Below are 21,418 nucleotides of genomic sequence, written 5' to 3' on the forward strand. Positions count from 1 at the left end.
TGGAAACGTTATGCGAGGGAGTAACCCCTTCAGGCGAGCCGGTGCAACAGGAGCGTGAGATCGACGCGATTTGCGACATTTAGCTTGGCGTAGATCGTCTTGCGGTGGGAGCGCAGCGTATTGGTGGAGATGCCCAGCGACAGGGCGATTTCGGCTTCCGTCAGCGGTGTAGCCATGAGGCGCGCGATGTCGGCCTCCCGGCTTGTCAGATCGAATACCTGCCGAAGCCTCGCCATCGGCCCGATCGACGTGTCGTTCAGGTCGACGGCGATAATGAGGAAATGGTCTACGCCGGAGATTTTCTGTATTTCCACGTGAATGGGCCGGCGCCCCGTGCTGGGCCGTTCTATGATGAACTCCCTGCGGGAGCCGGTCGATCTGTCGTGAAGCTCTGTCAGCGTATCTGAGAAGCTGTGCTGCCGGTTCTTTTCGGCGAACTCGATGAAGCTGCCGCGCAAACGCACGTCCGCCCCGCATTCGAGCAGCCGGCCGGCATGTTCGTTGGCCTCGATCAGGCGGGCTTCGCTATCGACGACGAATGCGGCGCGTTCGTACCGATCGTTCAGTTCGAGCAAAGGTGCATGATCGTTGGTCTCACCAAGTTGGCCGTCGAAGCCGGTGTCTGTCGTCTTCACGCTTTCGCGCCGCTTTTCCGCGAAGGGCGCTTCCTTGGTGCCGGTCATGGGGACACCTTTTTCAGCGAGCTGCTCATTTTAAGATCGGGGCCCTGCATCCGCGTCCGTCGTTTCCGGAAGCCAGACGCGCATTGAATGGGTAGTGAAGCCGGTAGCTCTCCAACACCTTTAAATCTAGCGTTATTTGGTCAAAATGCAAAAGAAATTGATTATTTATTCAGTATATTGTGCAGCTTTGATTGAGATATTTAATTTTTCAAATAAAATATTTGAATTTATGAAGGGGAAAGAGGCGAAAATAAAAACGTATTACTTTTTGTTACATTGGCGCAAATCTGCCGAGCCTGGTTTTGATGTTTTTCGAGCGTTGCGGATTACGTCGGAAATGACGCCCCAACGTAGAGACTGTCCTGCGACCAGGTGCTTGCGCATCCGCGTTGAACCTACGAATGACCATCTCGGCAGGCTGTTTCGTCTAAGGCGTTCCGGACTTGCGGATGCTATCTCCGAGTGCCGCGAAATCGTGCTTTCGCGGCGATGATTTTCGCCAGACCAGACCAACCGTGCGTTCCGGCTGCGGGTCTTTGAAGCGAAGCAGCGCAACTCGCTCGTCGCGCACCTCGACGGAGGCGCATAGTTCCGGCAACAGCGTGACGCCGTATCCGGCAGCGACCATTTGCATTACGGTCGAAAGGCTTGTGGCACCGAAGGTTGATTCACCTGAAGGCTTGAGCCCGCGGCAGTAATTCAGCGCCTGGTCGCGCAGGCAGTGGCCTTCCTCGAGCAAAAGCAGGTTTCGGGACTCAACCGAAGCGGCATCGACCCGGATGCGCTCGTCCAGTCCGGGTTCGGCATGCACCGCGAGCAGGAAGCGGTCGGCGAAGAGGCTTTCACATTCGAACTCCTTTTCGTCGACAGGCAGGGCGATCAGGATAACGTCAAGCTCGCCATGGCGAAGTTCTCTGACAAGCGTTTCGGTCATGGTTTCCCGGACCCTGAGGTCAAGGTCCGGATAGTCCTGCATCAGGCCCGGCAGAATGCGCGGCAGCAGATAGGGCGCGATCGAGGGGATGATGCCAAGGCGCAACGGCCCGCCAAGGACACGTGCCGCATGGCGGCCATAATCCTCCAGATCCCGGATTTCGGAAAGGATGGCTGCTGCGCGCCGGGCAACCTCGCTGCCTTCGCGGGTGAGGCGCGTCGAGTGTGCGGTCCGTTCCACGAGTTGTATGCCGAGATCGGTCTCAAGTTCCTTGATCTGCATGGAAAGCGCAGGTTGGGAAATCGCGACGTCTTCCGCCGCCCGGCCGAAGTGCATGTGCCGTGCCAGGGCGTCGAAATACCGGAGTTGTTTGAAAGTCAGCATGGATGATCAGATAATCTTATCGCATTGTCTATGCAACGACATTTGAACCAGGGTCTGGGCCCATAGAATTGATGTAAATGGCACCTGAAACGGCAATGAGATGTGAGACGAAGGGCGCGGAGCGGGATTGCCGAACGTCGGGTTGGAGTTCAACCGCGCATCGGGGCGTTGCATTTTTCCGCTGCCCCTGCATTCCGCAAAGCTTGCCCGATCTGCGCTATGAAGCCGCATTCAATGCCGCGATTTCATGATGTTGTGGTGTTTCTTTCGTGCGCCATGTATAGATAAGTAATATTTGAGATTATTCCCGTATTTTGTTTATGAAATCTAATTTTAATTGACGATAGCGCGTTTTTTAACGGTGCTTTTCCCGTTATTTTAAATTATTAATCCATTAATTTCATAATATATCCAATTTAATTCAATTTATAATAAAAGTATATATGTATTTCAATTGAAATTCGCGTGTGGATATTACTGATTTATTTAAGCCACCCGGTGTATGGATTGACCTGTATCGATTTTTGGTAAGGGTGACGCCATGTCGAGAGCGCTGGAAACAGAGCTTGTGAATTTTGAGGCGCTTGCGCGAGACGGCGACAAGTCGCGGGGCAATGAACTGGCGAGACACGTCGCCATGCTCTTTTCGCTGACCTCCGAAAACTGCTCCGAGGAGCAGATGGAGATTTACGATTCCGTGCTGACGCGTCTTGCCAGCATGGTGGAGGAGGAGGCGCGTTGCTTCATTGCCGAAAGGCTTTGCAAGCTTCGTCGTGCGCCTGAGGCGACGATCAAGACGCTGGCCTCCGACACGTTCAAGGTCGCGGAATCCATTTTGCGCCATTCAACCGTGTTGCGCGATCCCGATCTCGTTGAAATCGCCCGTGAGAAGGGCGAGGAGTATCAAGTCGCAATCGCGACGCGAGAGGTGCTGTCGGAGATCGTCACCGATGTGCTGATCGAGGAAGGCGGCGCCACGGTAAAGCGCAAGGTTGCTGAGAACGAGGGGGCCGCCGTCTCGGAAGTCGGCCTCAACAGGCTCATGGAGGCCGCTCGGGAAGACGAGGAGCTGCAGTTTGCCATCGGCTCGCGCACCGACCTTGCGGAGCAGAACATCCTCGCTCTCGTGGAAATCGCCAGCGAGAGAGTGCGCGCGCGCCTGATCGAAGTGGACGACACGGCGGGCGTGAGCAGGCTGCCGCAGGCAACGCGCCTGGCCGCGCAGCGCATGTCGAACGAATATTGGCTCGCACGCTACGATTTCGAAACGGCGACCGGACGCGTTGCGGCACTTGCGCGCGGGGAAGGCCTGAGCGAGGCGGTGCTTCGCCGGTTTTCGGCCGAAGATCGCTTCCCGGAGGCGGTAGCGACTTTCGCCCTCATCTGCGATATCGGGCTGGAAGAGGCCAAGCACTGGCTGGTGCGCCTTGATACCGATCCGTTCCTGATCGTTGCCAAGGCGAACGAATTTTCGCCGATGACCGTCCAAGCGCTCTTGAAAATCGGCCCATGGCGTCATCGCCTTGGAAACGAGGCCCGCCGCGACGCGCTTGAACGCTACGAAAGCATGAAAGCGACGACCGCCCGGCGAATGCTCGATCAATGGCAGGGACGCATCGCCGTATGAACAGGACTCTCCACAAACGGCCCTAACCGGGTTCAACACCCTTTTCGTTCAAGCCTCTGACAAATCGTATGCCTCTTGCCAACTCAGGCCTCCCTTGCGGAGGCCTTTTTTATTGCCCGGCGCTCATTGTCCGGACAAGGCGTAGCGATGCTTGATCTGCTTGCAAATCCGCCATCAAATATAATTTCCGTTGCGGTATATTGACTTGGCATTCGGGGTTTGCCCGGGATGGGCGCTGGAGGCAGGGCATAATGGATTGGAATATAAGATGCGGTTCCGCTCTGCTGGTGGCGGCGCTCGTGGCGTTCATCATCGCAATGCCTGCAAGCTTCGCGTTTGCGCAAGCGACTGAGACGTCTGCCCTCTCGACTTCCGGAAAGCCGGCTGCGGCCCTGGGCACAGCGGAAAGGCAGGCCGCCGCCGACGCCATGGAAGCAACCATGTCCAAGGCCTTCAGGGCGCGCGCGGCTGCTGCCGATGTTCTGCAGGGCCTCGATGGCGCGTGGGAACGTTCATACGTCAAGCTGGCTGAAATCGACGGCGGCGATGCGGGCTGGCTTTGGACGGCACTCATGGTGCTCGTCGGTGCGGTTGTCGCCGGCATTGCCGCCCTGAAGCTTTTCGAACAATGGGCAGACCACAGGTTTCTGCGCAATTTTGCCGCTACGCCCGCAACCCGGGCCGATCAACTCGGCTATCTCTTCGCCAAATCTTTCGTCATGCTCGGCGGCGTGCTTGCCTTCGCGCTCGTCGGCATCCTCATCGTGCTTGCCTTCGACGTCGGCCATCCCGGCATTCGCGTGACCGGTTTCCAGGGGCTTCGCGCGGTCGCGACGGTCCTCCTTCTCAGGGTCGTATTCAGAGGCGTCATTTCGCCGGATAATTCGGCATATCGAGTCGTCGGCTTTACAGATCGGGAAGCCGGCGGGCTTTACCGGAGCCTGATTTCCCTCGCATCGATAGCCTATATCGTGTTCGCGGTCTGCGTCTGGATGTTCAAGCTGGGCCTCGACGAGAATGCGCACAAGGCTCTCGTGATGGCATCCATGTTGTTTACGTGCCTTGCGCTTAGTGTAATCGCCGTCATCTTTTCGCCTGCCATATCGCGGGTGCTCGGCAGGAACGAAAGGGAATTGCCGTTGTGGCGCCGCTTGATCTTGCGACTGTGGCTGCCTTTGACGGTTGTCTATTTTCTCTTCGCGTTCTTTTCTTCCACGGTCAGGACACTTCTCGACCTGCCGGCGGCGACCGGGCTTATCGGTGCGCCGATCATGGCGCTTCTTCTGGGGTTCGTACTCTACGGCCTGATGGTCTTCGCGATCGAGCGCTGGTTCCTGCCACGCCGCGACAGCGCGGCCGAACTGCGGGTGATCGCCGAAGACCTTGAGCGTGCCGCCACGAGCGAAGGTGAGGACACGGATCCCGGCGCCGTCGCATCGCACGCCGAAGCCGAGGCCATCGAGCGCGAAGCCGCACGCGCGCCCTATCGCGCCTTGTTCGACCATGCGGGTGCAATTCTCGCCTTCGCCGCCGCGCTCGCCTATCTGCTCTTCACCTGGGGCGTGCCGATCACCGACGACCGGTTCGTCCTGAGCAATCTCTTCGATGTCCTCCTCGTCGTCTTTGCCGGTTATCTGGCCTACAAGGCAGTCCAGATCGCTGTCGACCACCGGATAAGGCTCGAAAAGGGAGAAGAGGAAGATACAGGCGAGGAAGTGGAGATTGGCGGCAAGGGCGAAAGCCGGCTTGCAACGCTGCTTCCCATCTTCCGCAATTTCCTGCTGATCACCATCGTCGTCATCGTCGGCATGATCGCGCTTTCGGAACTGGGCGTGAACATCGCCCCGCTCTTCGCCGGCGCTGGCGTGGTCGGTCTTGCGGTCGGCTTCGGCGCGCAGACGCTGATCCGCGATATCTTTTCCGGCGCTTTCTTCCTGATCGACGACGCATTCCGAAAGGGCGAATACATCGATATCGGCACGGTGAAAGGCACTGTCGAGAAAATCTCCATCCGCTCCATGCAGCTCAGGCATCACCGCGGGCCGCTCAACACCGTACCCTTCGGCGAAATCCAGTTCGTGACCAACTATTCGCGCGACTGGGCGATCATGAAACTTGCCTTCCGCGTTACCTATGACACGGACGTGGAAAAGATGCGCAAGCTCATCAAGAAATTCGGCCAGGAACTGCTGCAGCATCCCGAATACGGACCGAAGTTCCTTCAGCCCGTGAAGTCGCAAGGCGTTACGGCGCTGGAGGATTCCGCCATGATCGTGCGTGTCAAGTTCATGACGCGCCCCGGCGATCAGTTCGAGCTTCGCAAGGTGGTTTATGCGGGTATTCGCGATCTTTGCGCGCGGGAAGGCATCAAGTTCGCTCACCGCGAGGTCACGGTTCGCGTCGCCCATGAAGACGTGGATGAGAATGAAGAGCAGGGCGGCGACGAAAAGGCCCTGAGCGAGGCGGAAAAGAAAGCCATTGGCGCAGCGGTGCTACCTATCGTCGAAGAGCAGGCGGCGCGGGAGAAATCTCCCGGGTCCGCCGATACCCGTTAGGTGGAACTTTGCGCGCTCAGGCGCTTGCGGCCTCTTGCGGCGGCGGGGGAAGGGTAGCCTCCGCGCTTTCCCGCGCGGCGAGACGGTCATGCAGCGCAAGCAGATTGGGCGATGCGTTCAGCATTTCTCCCGATTCCGGCATTTGCCGCAGGTAGTGCATCATGGTGAAGAGGTTCCAGTCGGCGAAGCTCGGGGCTTTCCCGGCGAAATAGCCCGTTTCCGCCAGCGCGGCGTCAATCGCCTTGAAATAGGGGCGCATTTCCTCGGCCGCTTTATCGATCACCGCACGGTCCGGTTCGCCGTTTTCCCCCTTCGGGAAAATATAGGCGAAGAGAAAGCGGCGGATGAAAAGCGGGTCGAAAACCGTATTCGTCAGCGAGATCCACTGTTCGGCCTTCGCGGCTTCGACAGGATCGCGCGGAAAAAGATCGGGCCCGTCGAAAACGGCATCGATATATCCGGCGATTGCACGCGATTCCGCCAGTTCCACACCGCCGTGCCGCATGACGGGGATGCGGCCTGCCGGCGATATGCGGTTCACCGGTTCGCTGTGGGGCGAGGCGGGATGAAGCGTGTAGGCCACGCCTTTTTCCTGGGCTGCGATACGCACTGCTCGCACGTATGTCGAAATCGGCAAGCCGATGATTTCCAGTTCCGTCATGATCGAATTCCTTCAGGCCGACACGGCGGTCGCCGCGACGTTGACAAATTAAACTCAGGCGAACATGCGCTCCAGCCTGTCGAGCGAAGACGTCCAGCCCTTTTGGTGGTTGTCGCGGTGCTCGACTTCCTTGAAAACCTTCTGCACCAGCGTCATCAGCGTCTTGTCGCCTTTCGCGGTGAAGGTGACCTCGATTTCCGTTTCGTGCCCTTTCGATCCGTCGTCCTGCGTCCAGCTCCAGGTGAAAACGAGCCGGTTCGGCCGGTCGATGGTTTTGTAGACGCCGCTCACGTGATGGCGGCTACCTTCCGGCGACAGCATGACCGTGGACCAGGCTCCTCCCTCGCGCACGTCCATGTCCAGTTCGGGGGTCGTGAAGCCTTCCGGGCCCCACCACTTGACGAGCGTTTCAGGATTGACCCACGCATCGAACGCCGATTCCCGGCCGGTATTGAGCGTGCGGGAGAGCGTCAGTGTTCGTGCCTCTGTCGTGTCAGTGGTCATGGTCGTCCTCCATCTTCGATTTGCCTTGTTCTGCGTCGTCATTTTCCGCGCCTGGAAAAAGCTTCTCGAGGCGGTCGAAAGAGGTTTCCCAGAAGCGGCGATAGCGTTCGATCCAGCTTGCAAGGTCCTTCATCGTTTCTCCGCGCACGCGCAGGAACCGGAATTGACGATCCACCCGGCGCTCTATGATGCCGGCCTTCTCGAGAACGGAGATGTGGCGCGAGATGGCAGGCTTGGAAATCGGGAAAGGTGCAGCGATATCGCCGGCGGAAACTTCGCCCTCCTTCATCAGCCGTTCGACGATCGAAAGTCGTATCGGATCACCAAGTGCGCCGAATACGTCCGGCAGGGAAATTTGCGGTTCAGGCATGTATTGCCCCAAATCATTTAGCGAAAGTGTTAATTAACACATCAGTTAATGAATAACAAGCCGAAATCGCCGCCGTCGATATCGGCGCCTCGTAGCGCACGGCCGAGGCTTCCTCCTTTGTGGTGGCGAGAGGGGTCGGGCTTGCCCGGTTAGCGTCAGGCCCCTTGCAAATCAGGCTATGTACGTATAAAGATATCTTTATATCCAGCTTTCATATTGCGGCCCGCCATGACAGATGAAACCGTTCTCGGCCTCGAACAACTGCTTTCCGGCCTCAAGACCGTGGGGGAGCCCACCAGGCTCAGGCTCATCGCGCTGCTTGCCGAAAGCGAGCTTACCGTGAAGGACGCCACGGCGATCCTCGGCCAGAGCCAACCGCGCATTTCGCGCCATCTTAAGCTTCTGACGGAAGCCGGCCTCGTGCAGCGCTTTCCGGAAGGCTCCTGGGTCTTCTACAGGCTTGGCGACGGGGCGATGGGCGCCTTCGCCCGCGACCTTCTAAATCGTCTCGACGGGGAAGAACCTATCCTTACGGCCGACCGGATGCGCCTTGACGCGATCCGCAAGGCCAAGGCGGAGGAGGCGGCCCGTTATTTCGCCGACCGCGCCAAGACCTGGGATCAGGAGCGTTCCATGCATGTGCCGGAAGAGGCCGTGGAAGATGCGCTTAAGGAAATGCTGGGTGAGAAGCCTTTCGACGCCCTGCTCGATCTTGGTACCGGAACGGGCAGGCTTCTGGAGGTTTTTCGCAATCAATACGCAAGGGCGCTTGGTGTCGACGCCAGCCACGATATGCTCGCGGTCGCACGTGCGAACCTTGCCGAAGCCGGGATCGGCGAGGCGCAGGTGCGCCATGGTGACGTCTACGCCCTCACCGTGCCGCGCGAAAGTTACGACGTTGTGTGCATTCACCAGGTGCTGCACTTCCTGGACGATCCGGGCCGCGCAATTGGCGAGGCGGCAAGGGCCCTGCGCCCGGGCGGGCGGCTTCTGATCGTCGATTTCGCTCCGCATGATTTCGAGTTCCTGCGCGAGGCGCATGCCCACCGGCGCCTCGGCTTTGCTCATGAGCAGATGACGCGCTGGCTGGAGGAGGCCGGCCTAGATGTGGTCGAGGTCCGTGATCTCACCGCCGAGGATCACAACGAGGGAATGCTGACGGTGAGCGTCTGGCTTGCTCGCGATCCGCGCATCATCACCGATTTGCCACAGAAAAATACGACCCGGGAGGTCGCATAATATGACGCTCAACCATTCGATCCGCCGCTTTCAGCTTGGCGAGAAAAGTGACGTATCCGTTTCCTTCGAATTTTTTCCGCCGAAGAACGACAAGATGGAAGCGTCGCTTTGGTCGGCTGTCGACCGGCTCGAGCCACTAGCCCCGAATTTCGTCTCCGTGACCTATGGCGCTGGTGGATCGACGCGCGAGCGCACCCATCGCACCGTTGCGCGCCTTGTCAATGAAACCGGCCTCCATCCGGCCGCGCATCTGACATGCGTCGGCGCGTCTCGCGAAGAAATCGACGCGGTCGTGCGCGACTACCGCGAGCTTGGCGTGAAGCATATCGTCGCCCTGCGCGGCGATCCGCTGGAAGGTATCGGGGCGATCTACAAGCCGCGCGAGGACGGTTATGCCTATGCCTCCGACCTCGTGGAGGGCATCCGCAAGATCGGCGACTTTGAGATTTCCGTTGCCGCCTATCCGGAGCGCCACCCGGAAAGCCCGAGTTGGGACTTCGAGATCGACAATCTGAAACGCAAGGTGGACGCGGGCGCGACGCGCGTCATCACCCAATATTTCTTCGACAACGACCAGTTCGAGGAATTCCTGAACCGCGTGCGTGCCGCCGGCATCAACGTGCCGGTGGTGCCGGGCATTCTGCCGATCACCAATTTCGAGCAGACGATGGTTTTCTCCGCCAAATGCGGAGCGTCGATCCCCGACTGGCTGACCCGCCGTTTCAAGGGCCTGGAAAAGGATCCCGAGACCCGCAAGCTGGTTTCCTCCGCGGTTGTCGGCGAGCAGGTGCTCGACCTCGTCGACCGTGGCGTCAACGAGTTCCACTTCTATACGATGAATCGGGCGGAACTGACGTTCGCGATCTGCCACATGCTTGGCGTGCGCCCCGTTACACCCGAAAAACAAGCTGCCTGAAGAGAAGAAAATGGTTGATAAATCACCGGTATTCGGCCGCCTCGAGGAGGCGGCCGCCAAACGTATTCTCGTTCTCGACGGCGCCATGGGCACGATGATCCAGGACCTGCGCCTGGACGAGGACGGCTTTCGCGGAGAACGGTTCAAGGACTGGAAATTGCCGCTCAAGGGCAATAACGACCTCCTGAATCTCACCCAGGGAGATGCGATCCGCGACATTCACCTCGCCTATCTGGAGGCGGGCGCCGACATCGCGGAAACGAACACTTTTTCCTCAACGACGATCGCCCAGGCCGATTACGGCTGTGAGGAATTCGCCTACGAACTGAACCGCGAAGGCGCGCGGTTGGCGCGGGAAGCTTGCGACATCATGGAGGAGCGCGATCCCTCGCGTCCGCGTTTCGTTGCAGGCGCGCTGGGGCCGACGAACCGCACGGCCTCCATTTCCCCGGATGTGAACAATCCGGGTTATCGAGCGGTGACCTTTGACGATCTGCGCAAGGCCTATGCCGACGCCGCACGCGGCCTCATCGACGGTGGGGCAGATATCCTGCTCGTCGAGACGATCTTCGATACGCTGAATGCCAAGGCCGCACTTTTTGCCATCGACGAAGTGTTCGAGGAAAAGGGCGTGAAGTTGCCGGTCATGATTTCCGGCACGATCACAGATCTTTCCGGGCGCACGCTTTCCGGCCAGACGCCTGAGGCTTTCTGGGCCTCGGTTTCGCATGCCCAACCGTTTTCCGTCGGCCTTAACTGCGCGCTGGGCGCCAAGGAAATGCGCGCCCACATCGGTGAGCTTTCGCGCGTCGCCGACACGAATATCTGTGCCTATCCGAACGCGGGCCTGCCCAACGAGTTCGGCGAATACGACGAAAGTCCGGAAGCGACGGCCGGCTTTCTCGGCGAGTTTGCCAGGAGCGGCCTTGTAAATATCGTCGGTGGCTGTTGCGGCACGACGCCGGATCATATCCGCGCCATCGCCGAAGCCGTGGAGGGGCACGCGCCGCGAAAGATTCCGGAGATCGAGCGGCATATGCGCCTCTCCGGCCTTGAACCTTTCGTGGTGACGCCGGAAACGAACTTCGTGAACGTCGGAGAACGCACCAACGTCACGGGTTCGGCGCGTTTTCGCAAGCTAATCAAGAACGACGACTATGCGACCGCACTGGAGGTTGCCCGCCAGCAGGTGGAAAACGGGGCCCAGATCATCGACGTCAACATGGATGAGGGCCTGCTTGATTCCGAGCAGGCGATGGTCACCTTCCTGAACCTCGTTGCGGCCGAGCCCGATATCGCGCGCGTGCCGATCATGGTCGACAGCTCCAAGTGGAGCGTGATCGAGGCCGGTCTCAAGTGCATCCAGGGCAAGGGCGTCGTCAATTCGATCTCGCTCAAGGAAGGCGAGGAGCAGTTTCTGGAACATGCCAGGCTCGTGCGCCGCTACGGTGCCGCAGTCGTCGTTATGGCTTTTGACGAAAAGGGCCAGGCCGATACGCTGGAGCGCAAGATCGAAATCGTCGAGCGCTCCTATGACATTCTGGTCAACAAGGTCGGAATTCCGCCGGAAGATATCATCTTCGATCCGAACATCTTCGCGGTCGCGACCGGTATCCCTGAGCACGACAATTATGGTGTCGATTTCATCGAGGCCGCACGCTACATCCGCCAGAATCTGCCGCATGCGCATATTTCCGGCGGTGTCTCGAATCTTTCGTTCTCCTTCCGCGGCAACGAAGGAGTGCGTGAGGCGATGCACTCCGTCTTCCTTTATCACGCCATTCGCGCCGGCATGGACATGGGCATCGTCAACGCCGGCCAGCTTGCGATCTACGACGATCTCGACGCAGAGCTTCGCGAGCTTTGCGAGGATGTCGTCCTCAATCGTCGCAAGGATGCGACCGACCGGCTCCTGGAAGCGGCGGAACGCTACAAGGAAGGCGGCGGCGAAAAGAAAACCGCAGACCTCACGTGGCGTACGTGGGAGGTTGAAAAGCGCCTCGAGCACGCGCTCGTCAACGGTATCACCGACTATATCGACGAGGACACCGAGGAGGCGCGCGAGCGCGCCGACAAGCCGCTGGAGGTGATCGAAGGGCCGCTGATGGCCGGCATGAACGTGGTTGGCGATCTCTTCGGTTCGGGCAAGATGTTCCTGCCGCAGGTCGTGAAATCCGCTCGCGTCATGAAGAAGGCCGTCGCCTATCTGCTTCCCTATATGGAAGAGGAAAAAAGGAAGAACGGCCAGTCCGAACGGTCTTCGGCCGGCAAGGTCCTGCTCGCAACCGTCAAGGGCGACGTTCACGACATCGGCAAGAACATCGTCGGCGTCGTTCTCCAGTGCAACAACTTCGAGGTCATCGATCTTGGCGTCATGGTGCCGTCCGCAAGGATCCTGGAGACGGCGAAAAAGGAGAAGGTCGATATCATCGGCCTTTCCGGCCTTATCACGCCATCGCTCGACGAGATGTGCCATGTCGCCGCCGAAATGGAGCGCGAAGGCTTCGACATGCCGCTGCTGATCGGCGGCGCGACAACGAGCAGCATCCATACCGCGGTCAAGATTCATCCGAACTACCAACGCGGGCAGGCGATCTACGTGACCGACGCAAGCCGTGCGGTGGGCGTTGCCTCACGCCTGATGAGCGAGGCGAAGCGTGAGCCGTATTTCGAGGAAGTTCGGAACGAATACGCGAAGATCGCCGAAAGCCATTCGCGCTCGCGCGGCGCATCTCAACGTCTGAGCCTTGAAAAGGCGCGTGAAAATCGTTTCCCGACGTCATTCGAAGATTACCGGCCGGTCAGGCCGTCATTCCTCGGGGCGAAGGTTGTCGACGATATTCCTCTGGAAGACCTTGCCGAGACGATCGACTGGACGCCATTCTTCGCGACCTGGGAAATAAAGGGCAGCTATCCGGCGGTTCTGACGGACAATCGCTATGGCCCTGCAGCTCGCGCGCTTTTCGATGACGCAAGACGCATGCTTGACGAGATCGTCAAAGGCAAGCTCCTGCAGCCAAGGGGTGTCGTCGGTTTCTGGCCGGCGGTAGGGCGCGGTGACGATATCGTGGTGTTCAAGGATGAGGAGTGCCAGGAGATTGCCGCGACGTTCTATACGCTTCGCCAGCAGATGGCTCGTTCTTCGAGCAAGCGCGCCAACCTGGCTCTGGCCGACTTCGTGGCACCCGATTACCTCGGCATCCGCGATTATATCGGCGGATTTGCCGTGACTGCCGGCCATGGCGAGGCGGAACTTGCCGCGCGCTACGAAAGGGCGGGCGACGATTACAGCAAGATCCTGAGCCAGGCACTTGCGGACCGGCTTGCCGAGGCCTTTGCCGAAAAGCTTCACCAACGCGTGCGCAAGGAGCTTTGGGGCTACGCGCCGGATGAAACCCTTTCGAACGAGGAACTCATCGGCGAAGCCTACCAGGGCATTCGCCCGGCGCCGGGCTATCCCGCCCAGCCGGACCACACGGAAAAAGAAACGCTCTTCCGCATGCTCGACGCGCGAGCCGCGACCGGCATCAAGCTGACCGAAAGCTTCGCCATGTGGCCGGGTTCCTCGGTCTCCGGGCTCTATTTCGCCCATCCCGACAGCCACTATTTCGGTGTCGGCAAGATCGAGCGCGACCAGGTTGAGGATTACGCGATACGCAAGGGCTGGGATCTCGATTACGCCGAGCGTTGGCTTGCGCCGATCCTCAACTACGATCCGCGCAGGCTTGAAGCCGCCGAATGACAATTGCCGATCAGCCACGGCGCCGGTCCATTTTCCGGCGTCGTGGCGGTTGATGCATTGTTCATCGATTCAGATCTAATCATTCCAGCAAAGCTGATTATCTTTTCCTGCAAGTGAACAAACGAAAAGGGTGCACCGCCCCGATGCAGGAGAGATACGATGGACAAGCCGCTTAACATTCTCCAGATCGAGTCCTCTGCCCGAAAAGCGGGTTCCGTTACGCGGGACCTCGCGCAAGACCTCGTCAGCCGGCTTGCCGCCGGCCGTCAGGTGAATATCGTCAGGCGCGACGTATCCCCGGGCCTTCCGGTCATCGACGACGCCTGGGTCGCCGCCAATTTCACCGACCCGGCGGAGCGAACCGGCGAACAAAAGGCGAGGCTTTCTCTTTCCGATGAGTTGGTCGCCGAGTTGAAGGCGGCGGATATCCTCGTGATCGGCGCCCCGGTCTATAATTTCGGGATCCCGGCATCGCTCAAGGCGTGGGTCGACCTGATCGCCCGTGCGCGGGAAACGTTCAGATATACCGAAAACGGTCCTGTGGGCCTGCTTGAAGGAAAGAAGGCTTATGTGGTCATGGCGTCCGGAGGAACGCAAATCGGCTCCGAGATCGATTTCGCAAGCGGTTACCTGCGCCATGTCCTCGGGTTTATCGGGATAGGCGATGTGGAAATCATAGCCGCAGAGCGTCTGATGGCTTCAGCGGACAGCGCAGTTGCCAATGCAAGGGCTTCGCTCGGCGATGCGGCGCAGCGCTTCAAGATGGCGGCGTGAATCGTGGATGTAGAATGAGCAGGGAAACAAACGATATCGCCGGTGGAATCTTACGGAATTCCATCGGCGAGCTTCCTTGCGAACTGCCGGCAAGCGCCGGCAAGCGAAGAAAATGCGGCGGTTTTTCCGCCTTCTTTTTAAAGAATTCCGACAACGATGCCTGTGACGAATAAAAACGCTATCAGGAACATGATAAGGTTCAGATTGCGGACGATGGTCATTCTATGGCCTCCCGCTCTTCAGGCTTTCGTGAGTTTATGTGAGGTGCGGGGGCGCGAAAAGGTAAAAAAGTTGTTGCAGCGCCGAAGACAACTGTTGAGACATTCTTACGCTGCGTCATATGAGCGAGGGTATCGTAAGGAAATCAGTATCTAAGCGATTTTTGGAAAATATGTACGATTAAACCGCATCGGCTCTGGTTGCCGTTTTCGTGAAGATCGGTGCGGCGGCGTGAGCGAGAATCTCTTGCCATTAACTACCGGGCAACACCTCTTCGCGACAATTCCTGAAAGATAACAACTTGTGGTGAGGGTCCAGGATGGATCTTGCGCAACTGAACGACCTGGCCCGCGACAGCTCGAAAGACGGGCGCGATGCTCTGGTATCCGCACTGACCGATCTGTTTCTTGCCTCCGGCGGCGAAGAATCGGAGCGTGTGAGCGAACTTTATGGCGACATCGTCTGCCACGTGTTCGACCAGCTTCAGACAGAGGCGAGGCGGTCCCTCGCCGACCGGGTCTCCTCTCATCCGGAAGCGCCGCCCGACCTCATGCGCCGCCTCGCGCATGACGTGATCGAGGTTGCCCGCCCCGTCCTGCAACGTGCCGTGGTTCTGACCGCGGACGATCTTGTCGAAGTCGCGGAACAGCAATCGCAGGCGCATCTTTGCGCGATCGCAGAACGCGATCGCGTCGAGCCGGAGGTTTCGAAGGCCGTGGCCAAGCGTGGCCAGATGGAAGCCCTGCTGACAATCCTGAAAAATTCCGGCGCGGCGATCGATGACGAGGGCTTCAAGCACATTACCAACCGAGCCCGCAAAGTGCCCAGGCTTCAGGAAGCGTTGCTGGAACGGGACGACTTGACGAAAGCGGCGGCGGATGCGCTGGTGCCTTTCCTGACCCGCGAACTGGAGCGCCGGGTGCGTGAACTCGGCGATAACGAGGTCATTCTGAAGGCCCTGGACGAACGTCCGCGACATAAGGTCAATGTGCATTTGCACGACCTCGGCGACAAGCCTTCCAAGGTGCAGCTTCTTATCGAAAGCGTCGTCGCCGGCAAGACCAAAATCGACGAGGCGGTCGAGATATTCACCTCCCGCGACCGGCCGATCGATCTCGGCACCATGATAGCCAAGGTGGTCGACGTGCCGGAAAATTCGGTTCTCAGGATTATTTTCCGCGAGGAGGATGCGCCTCTCGTCATCCTCTGCCGCGCCGCCGGCGTGTCGGACAAGGCATACGAGAAGATCATCGCCATGCGCGCGAAACGGCTGAAGATGACGTCTTCCGCCATCTCCGATGCGTTGCAGCGCTATCGGTCGATGACGCCGGAACTGGCGGCCCGCTCGCTGGAAACGATAAAGCCGAAACTCGCTTCTTAGGGTCTGGACGCTAACGGTCGGCGGGACGCGGTGAAGCGTCAGCCATGCTTCTTCAGCAAGCCTTCGAGCCAATGTGCCGCAAGCAGCGTCTTCCGATCTTGCCCGTAAGCGCCGACAAGCTGGACGCCGAGGGGCAGAGCGTTCGCCGACATGAGACCGGGCACGTTGATGCAGGGAACACCCATCAGCGTCCAGATCCGGTTGAAGATGGATGAGCCCGTGGATCCCAACCCGTTCGGCGCCGCGCCGGGTGCCGACGGCGTCAGGATGACGTCGAATTCCCCGAAAAGATCGCCCAGACTTCGCCGTGCTTCCCGCGCGGTTTCCTGAGCGCTATCATAGTCTTCCGGCAAAATTTCGCGCCCGGCGGCTAGCGTCTCCCGCAACACCTGGCTGAGCGAGGCGGCATGGCGGTCGAATTCGAAACCAAGCGCAAGTGCGGCCTCATGGTCCTGAATGACCTGATGGGCGGCGAAGGCATCTGAAAAAATGCCCGGAAGGTCGACCGTGCTGACCTTCGCACCCGCTTTTTCGGCAAGCCTTGCCGCGGTTTCCACCGCCTGGCGCATCTCGCCGCTTGCTTCCTTCCAAAGGTGGGTGTGAACGACGGCGATATGGGGGGCACCCGGCGAAGTGCCGTCCACGCGCCAGTTCCGCCCGGTGAGAGTGGCCGCACCGAACGCTGCGTCTTCAACGCCTTTTCCGAAGACGCCGATGGTGTCAAGGCTCCATGAAAAGACCTTCAACCCTTCGCGCGGCAACCGCCCGTAGGTTGGCTTGAAGCCTGCGATACCGCAGAAAGCTGCGGGTCTTACGACCGAACCGCCGGTCTGCGTGCCGAGGCTCAAGGGAAAGAACCCGGCGGCAATTCCCGCCGCCGAACCGGACGAAGAGCCGCCGGGGGTGTGGAGCGGGTTCCAGGGGTTTCGCGTCGGCCCCGGTTCGAAAAAGGCGAATTCGGTCGTCACCGTCTTGCCGATTATCCCCGCGCCGAGACGCCGCGCGAGGGCGACGACAGCCGCATCGGCGGCTGGAGTGTGTCCCTCGTAGATCGGCGAACCATAGGCTGCCGGCATGTCGGCGGTGTCGAGATTGTCCTTGACGCCAAGCGGCAGTCCGAAGAGCGGGCCATGGCTGTTTTCCGCCGTTTTGCGCGCTTCATCCAGGGCAAGATGGGTAAAGGCGGAGATGGTTTCCTCGCGTTCGGCAATCGCCGCCGCGCATGTTTCGTAGATCGCTTCGACGGAAGTTCCCCCGGCTTCGATTTCCCGGGCGAGTTTGACGGCTGAGAGCATGTTATCCTCCGGCTGAAGCGCCAAGATCGGCCAGGATCCGCCGGAACGCAAGCCTTGCGAAATTGGCGATGAGAAAGGTGAAATCAAGGGAGCGTTGGTGGATTTTCGGGGCGATAAGGGCGACTTTCGTGGCTTTTCGACGCTGGCGCGATTGATGGTCATCAAAGCGCAGGATCCGATCGGGACCGAGGATAGGTGCGTTTGAGCGAAGGGGGATAAAGATGCGGGCGATGGTGCTGGAGGCGGCCGGGCAACCATTAAAACTGACACAACGGGAAATTCCGTCGCCCGCATCAGGCCAGCTCCTGATCGAAATCCTGGCCTGCGGCGTCTGCCGGACGGACCTGCATGTGATCGATGGCGAACTGCCCGACCCGAAACTGCCGATCGTGCCGGGCCACGAAATCGTCGGCCGTGTTCTGGGTCTTGGCAGGGGTGTCACCGGTTTCGCCGAAGGCGAGCGCGTCGGCGTTCCCTGGCTTGGCCATACCTGCGGTTCTTGCGCCTATTGCCGCCGGCGTCAGGAAAACCTCTGCGACCGGCCGAGCTTCACCGGATACACGATCGACGGCGGCTACGCGAGCCATTGCGTGGCCGATGCCGACTATACGTTCAAGCTGCCCGAAGGCTATTCGGACGCTGAAGCCGCCCCCTTGCTCTGCGCCGGGCTGATCGGCCACCGGTCGCTGAAAATGGCGGGCGATGCGGTAAAGCTCGGCATTTACGGCTTCGGTGCCGCAGCCCATATCGTGGCGCAGGTCGCCAAATTCGAAGGACGCGAGATCTACGCCTTCACGAGACCGGGCGATGCCCAGGCGCAAGATTTCGCAAGGTCGCTCGGGGCGGTCTGGGCCGGCGGATCGGACGAAAAAACACCGGAGGAACTGGATGCTGCCATCATCTTCGCCCCCGTCGGCGCGCTGGTGCCGATTGCGCTGAAGGCGGTGCGAAAGGGCGGAACGGTGGTGTGCGGCGGCATTCACATGTCCGATATCCCGGGCTTTCCTTATGCGGACCTCTGGGGCGAGCGGGCGATCCGCTCTGTCGCCAACCTGGCGCGAAACGACGCGGTCGAGTTCCTCGATATCGCGCCGAAGGCGGGTGTTACGACCCATGTCACGGAATACCCGCTGGAGAAGGCGAACGAAGCGCTGGCTGATCTTCGCGACGGACGCCTGAGCGGGGCGGCGGTGCTGATCCCCTGACGGTTTGCCTTCACCCGGCCGCGCGGCGGAGCGTCGCCGTCATGATGCCGGCGGCGACAAGAACGCTGCCGCCGAGCCGGTTCATGACCTTGAGCGTGGAAGGCTTGCGTACGCGCTCGCGCACGGAAGAAGCGAGAAAGGCGTAAAGCGCGGCGTTGACCATGCCTAGCACGACGAAGGTGGTGCCGAGAACGAAGAACTGCGGCACGACCGGGCTCGCCGGCACGATGAAATGCGGCAGGAAGGCCACGAAGAAGGCGATCCCCTTGGGATTGAGGGCGGTGACAGTGAAGGTGTGAAGGAAGACCCTGCGTTTGCTTGCCGTTTTCGTCTCGACGGTTTCGAGCGCATGAGGCTTTGCCCGCCACATCTGAACGCCGAGATAAATGATATAGAGCCCGCCGACCCACTTCAGCACCGTGAAAAGCGTGGCGGAGGCCGCAAGCACCGCGCCAAGGCCGAGCAGGGAAGCGCTTGCGGCCAAGGCGTCGCCCGCGCCGACACCGGCAACGCTTGCCGCCGCCGATTTGCGCCCCTGCGCCAGCGCGTAGCTGACGACGAGCATGACCGTGGGCCCTGGAACCGCAAGCAGGATGAGGCTGGCGACGACATAGGCGGAATATATCTCAAGCGTCATCTATCAAAGGCCTTTTGGAGGCAGCATCACACAACCGAATAATCGGTCTTTATCACCTGGAACGCCGCTCAAAAAGCCCAGGATTTCACGATCCGGGCGTCGATTGTTATTGCGGATGGTTGAAAGCTTTGGCGAGCGCTGCCGCGAATGCCGTGTCCTGCCGGGGTAAGCGGCAGGCGGATATTATTCGGCAAGGTTTGGAAAAAGCGATGACTCACGTAACGTGAATCGCAGGATAGGTGACTGGATAATTGGAGAGGCGGCCTATGCATCGGGTCGGGATCATTCCCTTCGACATGCGCGACCAGTTGATCGCGGTTCTGTTCGTCACCTCGCAGACGCGGGGACGATGGATCCTGCCCAAGGGGCTGTTGAAGCCGGGCGAAAGCCATATAGAGGCGTGCCACCGGGAAGGCTTCGAGGAAGCCGGCGTGCGCGGCACCGTGCTGGAGGACTTTCCGATCACCGTGCCGGTCACCAAACAGGCGAAATCGGGCAAGGTGACGGTGCCTGTCACCTATTACCCCTTTCTGGTGAGCGAACAGGCCGACGACTGGCCGGAAAAGGACAGGCGCCAGCGCCACTGGGCGTTGCTTCAGGAGGCCGCGCGCGTGGCCTACCGCGAAGACTATCTGGAAGTCATCAAGCAGTTCGAGACGCTGAAGCCCTGGATCACAGAAGCCGCAGCAGCCAGTAAAGCGTTGCAGCCAGAAGAGCCGATGCCGGGACGGTGATGAACCAGGCGGCTGCGATCGACAGGGCGAAGCGCCGCCGCACAAGCTTCCTGACAGAGCGGAAGCCAAGGCTGTTGAATGCGTCTTCGGCGGTTTCATTCAGCTTGTGACCCGGCCGCAGGGTGCGCTTGTTCGGGTTTTCCAGGAACTCGCGCAGGAAACCGACGCCGAAGACGGCGCCGACGGCAATATGCGTCGAACTGACGGGAAGGCCGAGCGAGGTTGCGATCAGCACCGTTATCGCCGCTGACAGAGCCACGGAAAAGGCCCGCGGCGAATTGAGCCGGGTGATCTTCTGGCCCACGACGCGGATCAGTTTCGGGCCGAAAAGGCCAAGCCCGAAGGATATCCCGATCGCCCCGACGACCATGACCCAAAGCGGAATGGAAACCTGGCTCGCGATTCCCGAATGGTCCTGAACGGTGGAGACGATGGCGGCAAGCGGCCCGACCGCATTGGCGACATCGTTCGCCCCATGGGCGAAAGACAGAAGTGCGGCGCCGGCGATCAAGGGCGCGTCGAACAGGCCGTAGATATCCTTCTTGCGGTTTTGAAGCTTCATGGTGCGCGCGGCAACGGCGGGGCGGGAGGCGAGATAGGCGACCAGGAAGGCGGCGCCCGAGTAGGCGACGATCTCCACCAGGGACGGGGACCAGATCTTCTTCAGCCCCTTCATGGCCATATATGCGGTGAAGGCGCTGGCCATCAGCGCGATCAGGACCGGCACCCAGAACCTTGCCGCTTCGAGCCTGTTTTCGACGTTCAGGATGCGTTTCTTGATAAAGAACAGGATGGCGGCGGCGCAGGCCGCGCCGAAGACCGGCGAGATGACCCAGCTTGCAGCAATCTGGGCCATGGTGATCCAGTTGATCAGAGCGAAGCCCGAGGCTGCGATGCCCCCGCCCAACACGCCGCCGACGATGGAATGCGTGGTGGAAACCGGCGCGCTCAGGATGGTGGCGAGATTGATCCACAGCGCGGCGGCGAATAGCGCGCTCAGCATGAGATCGCGAAACTGCGAGACGCCTATGCTTGTTCCAGGCGAAATGATGCCCTTGGACACCGTCTTGACGACATCGCCGCCGGCAAGGATTGCACCCGCGCTTTCGCAAACGGCGGCGATCAGGACGGCTGCGATCACCGTCAGAACCTTGCCGCCGACGGCCGGCCCCATGTTGTTGGCGACATCGTTCGCGCCGATGTTCAGCGCCATGTAGCCGCCGACGACGGCGGCGACCGCGACGATCAGCCATTCCTGTCCGAAACTGTCTTGCGACCAGGCGACGAAAATGGCGGTCAATGCCAGGAAGATGCCCGACAGCGTGATCGGCACCATGGCGCGCAGAACGTTCGGGAACTGCGACTGGCTGACGCCGTAGCGCTTCAGGTCGCTTACGTAGCGGTTGGCGAGGTTTTTTTCTTGGCTGCTCACGGGACCTTACGGAATGGTCAGTTTGGTTAGTCACCTCATCCCATATCGATGACGTAATGTAAATTCACCGTAGGCTTGGCGGTGGAAGGGCCTGAATTGAGCTTGAAGATTTATTTACTATACAGA

At 59.8% G+C, this 21,418-nt stretch carries 17 protein-coding genes; 9 read left to right on the forward strand and 8 right to left on the reverse strand.

Annotation, left to right across the window (positions count from 1 at the left end):
- Positions 1 to 29: 29 nt before the first annotated feature.
- Together HPQ64_RS08805 and HPQ64_RS08810 are read right to left on the reverse strand one after the other, a co-directional pair.
- Positions 30 to 683: a helix-turn-helix transcriptional regulator gene (locus HPQ64_RS08805; protein ID WP_172887976.1), complete on the reverse strand. Its 654-nt coding sequence runs from the start codon at positions 681 to 683 to the stop codon at positions 30 to 32.
- Positions 684 to 1,110: 427 nt separating this feature from the next.
- Entirely contained in the window at positions 1,111 to 2,001 is an 891-nt protein-coding gene (locus HPQ64_RS08810; RefSeq protein ID WP_172887977.1) for a hydrogen peroxide-inducible genes activator, read from the reverse strand.
- 541 nt (positions 2,002 to 2,542) lie between these two features.
- Between HPQ64_RS08810 and HPQ64_RS08815 the strand changes: the two genes are divergently transcribed.
- Together HPQ64_RS08815 and HPQ64_RS08820 are read left to right on the forward strand one after the other, a co-directional pair.
- Positions 2,543 to 3,628: a DUF2336 domain-containing protein gene (locus HPQ64_RS08815; RefSeq protein WP_172887978.1), complete on the forward strand. Its 1,086-nt coding sequence runs from the start codon at positions 2,543 to 2,545 to the stop codon at positions 3,626 to 3,628.
- Positions 3,629 to 3,879: 251 nt separating this feature from the next.
- Positions 3,880 to 6,183, forward strand: coding sequence for a mechanosensitive ion channel family protein (locus HPQ64_RS08820; protein WP_172887979.1), 2,304 nt, complete (start codon positions 3,880 to 3,882; stop codon positions 6,181 to 6,183).
- 16 nt (positions 6,184 to 6,199) lie between these two features.
- Here HPQ64_RS08820 and HPQ64_RS08825 read toward each other — a convergent pair whose 3' ends face one another.
- The 3 genes from HPQ64_RS08825 to HPQ64_RS08835 are packed head-to-tail and all read right to left on the reverse strand — an operon-like array spanning position 6,200 to position 7,718.
- Positions 6,200 to 6,844, reverse strand: coding sequence for a glutathione S-transferase family protein (locus HPQ64_RS08825; protein WP_172887980.1), 645 nt, complete (start codon positions 6,842 to 6,844; stop codon positions 6,200 to 6,202).
- A 54-nt stretch (positions 6,845 to 6,898) separates the two neighbouring features.
- A complete protein-coding gene (locus HPQ64_RS08830) occupies positions 6,899 to 7,348 on the reverse strand; it encodes an SRPBCC family protein (RefSeq protein WP_172887981.1) in 450 nt (149 codons plus the stop codon).
- Positions 7,338 to 7,718 (reverse strand): ArsR/SmtB family transcription factor, encoded by a 381-nt coding sequence (locus HPQ64_RS08835; protein ID WP_172887982.1) that lies wholly within the window; start codon positions 7,716 to 7,718, stop codon positions 7,338 to 7,340. Before HPQ64_RS08835 ends, HPQ64_RS08830 begins: the two co-directional genes overlap by 11 nt.
- Before the next feature lie 228 nt (positions 7,719 to 7,946).
- Between HPQ64_RS08835 and HPQ64_RS08840 the strand changes: the two genes are divergently transcribed.
- The 5 genes from HPQ64_RS08840 (at position 7,947) to HPQ64_RS08860 (ending at position 15,989) form a co-directional block, all read left to right on the forward strand.
- Positions 7,947 to 8,957, forward strand: coding sequence for an ArsR/SmtB family transcription factor (locus HPQ64_RS08840; RefSeq protein ID WP_172887983.1), 1,011 nt, complete (start codon positions 7,947 to 7,949; stop codon positions 8,955 to 8,957).
- 1 nt (position 8,958) lies between these two features.
- Positions 8,959 to 9,873: a methylenetetrahydrofolate reductase [NAD(P)H] gene (gene metF / locus HPQ64_RS08845; protein ID WP_172887984.1), complete on the forward strand. Its 915-nt coding sequence runs from the start codon at positions 8,959 to 8,961 to the stop codon at positions 9,871 to 9,873.
- A gap of 10 nt (positions 9,874 to 9,883) precedes the next feature.
- Positions 9,884 to 13,615, forward strand: coding sequence for a methionine synthase (metH, locus tag HPQ64_RS08850; protein ID WP_172887985.1), 3,732 nt, complete (start codon positions 9,884 to 9,886; stop codon positions 13,613 to 13,615).
- 159 nt (positions 13,616 to 13,774) lie between these two features.
- A complete protein-coding gene (locus tag HPQ64_RS08855; RefSeq protein WP_172887986.1) occupies positions 13,775 to 14,389 on the forward strand; it encodes an FMN-dependent NADH-azoreductase in 615 nt (204 codons plus the stop codon).
- 538 nt (positions 14,390 to 14,927) lie between these two features.
- Positions 14,928 to 15,989: a DUF2336 domain-containing protein gene (locus HPQ64_RS08860; RefSeq protein ID WP_172887987.1), complete on the forward strand. Its 1,062-nt coding sequence runs from the start codon at positions 14,928 to 14,930 to the stop codon at positions 15,987 to 15,989.
- 38 nt (positions 15,990 to 16,027) lie between these two features.
- Here the strand turns inward: HPQ64_RS08860 and HPQ64_RS08865 are convergent, their stop codons facing one another.
- Positions 16,028 to 17,284: an amidase gene (locus HPQ64_RS08865; RefSeq protein ID WP_172887988.1), complete on the reverse strand. Its 1,257-nt coding sequence runs from the start codon at positions 17,282 to 17,284 to the stop codon at positions 16,028 to 16,030.
- Between the two features lie 221 nt (positions 17,285 to 17,505).
- On the opposite strand from HPQ64_RS08865, the gene HPQ64_RS08870 reads away from it, so the two are divergent.
- Positions 17,506 to 18,489, forward strand: a complete 984-nt coding sequence (locus HPQ64_RS08870) for a zinc-dependent alcohol dehydrogenase family protein (RefSeq protein WP_172887989.1) — start codon at positions 17,506 to 17,508, stop codon at positions 18,487 to 18,489.
- Positions 18,490 to 18,499: 10 nt separating this feature from the next.
- On the opposite strand, the gene HPQ64_RS08875 is transcribed toward HPQ64_RS08870, so the two are convergent.
- Positions 18,500 to 19,126 carry a LysE family translocator gene (locus tag HPQ64_RS08875; protein ID WP_172887990.1) on the reverse strand — a complete coding sequence of 209 codons (627 nt, stop codon included), beginning with the start codon at positions 19,124 to 19,126 and terminating at the stop codon, positions 18,500 to 18,502.
- A 266-nt stretch (positions 19,127 to 19,392) separates the two neighbouring features.
- Between HPQ64_RS08875 and HPQ64_RS08880 the strand changes: the two genes are divergently transcribed.
- Positions 19,393 to 19,860 carry an NUDIX hydrolase gene (locus tag HPQ64_RS08880; RefSeq protein ID WP_172887991.1) on the forward strand — a complete coding sequence of 156 codons (468 nt, stop codon included), beginning with the start codon at positions 19,393 to 19,395 and terminating at the stop codon, positions 19,858 to 19,860.
- Here the strand turns inward: HPQ64_RS08880 and HPQ64_RS08885 are convergent.
- Positions 19,799 to 21,292: an inorganic phosphate transporter gene (locus HPQ64_RS08885; protein WP_172887992.1), complete on the reverse strand. Its 1,494-nt coding sequence runs from the start codon at positions 21,290 to 21,292 to the stop codon at positions 19,799 to 19,801. The genes HPQ64_RS08880 and HPQ64_RS08885 overlap by 62 nt on opposite strands.
- Positions 21,293 to 21,418: the final 126 nt, after the last annotated feature.

Source organism: Hongsoonwoonella zoysiae (genome assembly GCF_013266695.1).
Classification (GTDB): Bacteria; Pseudomonadota; Alphaproteobacteria; order Rhizobiales; family Stappiaceae; genus Hongsoonwoonella; species Hongsoonwoonella zoysiae.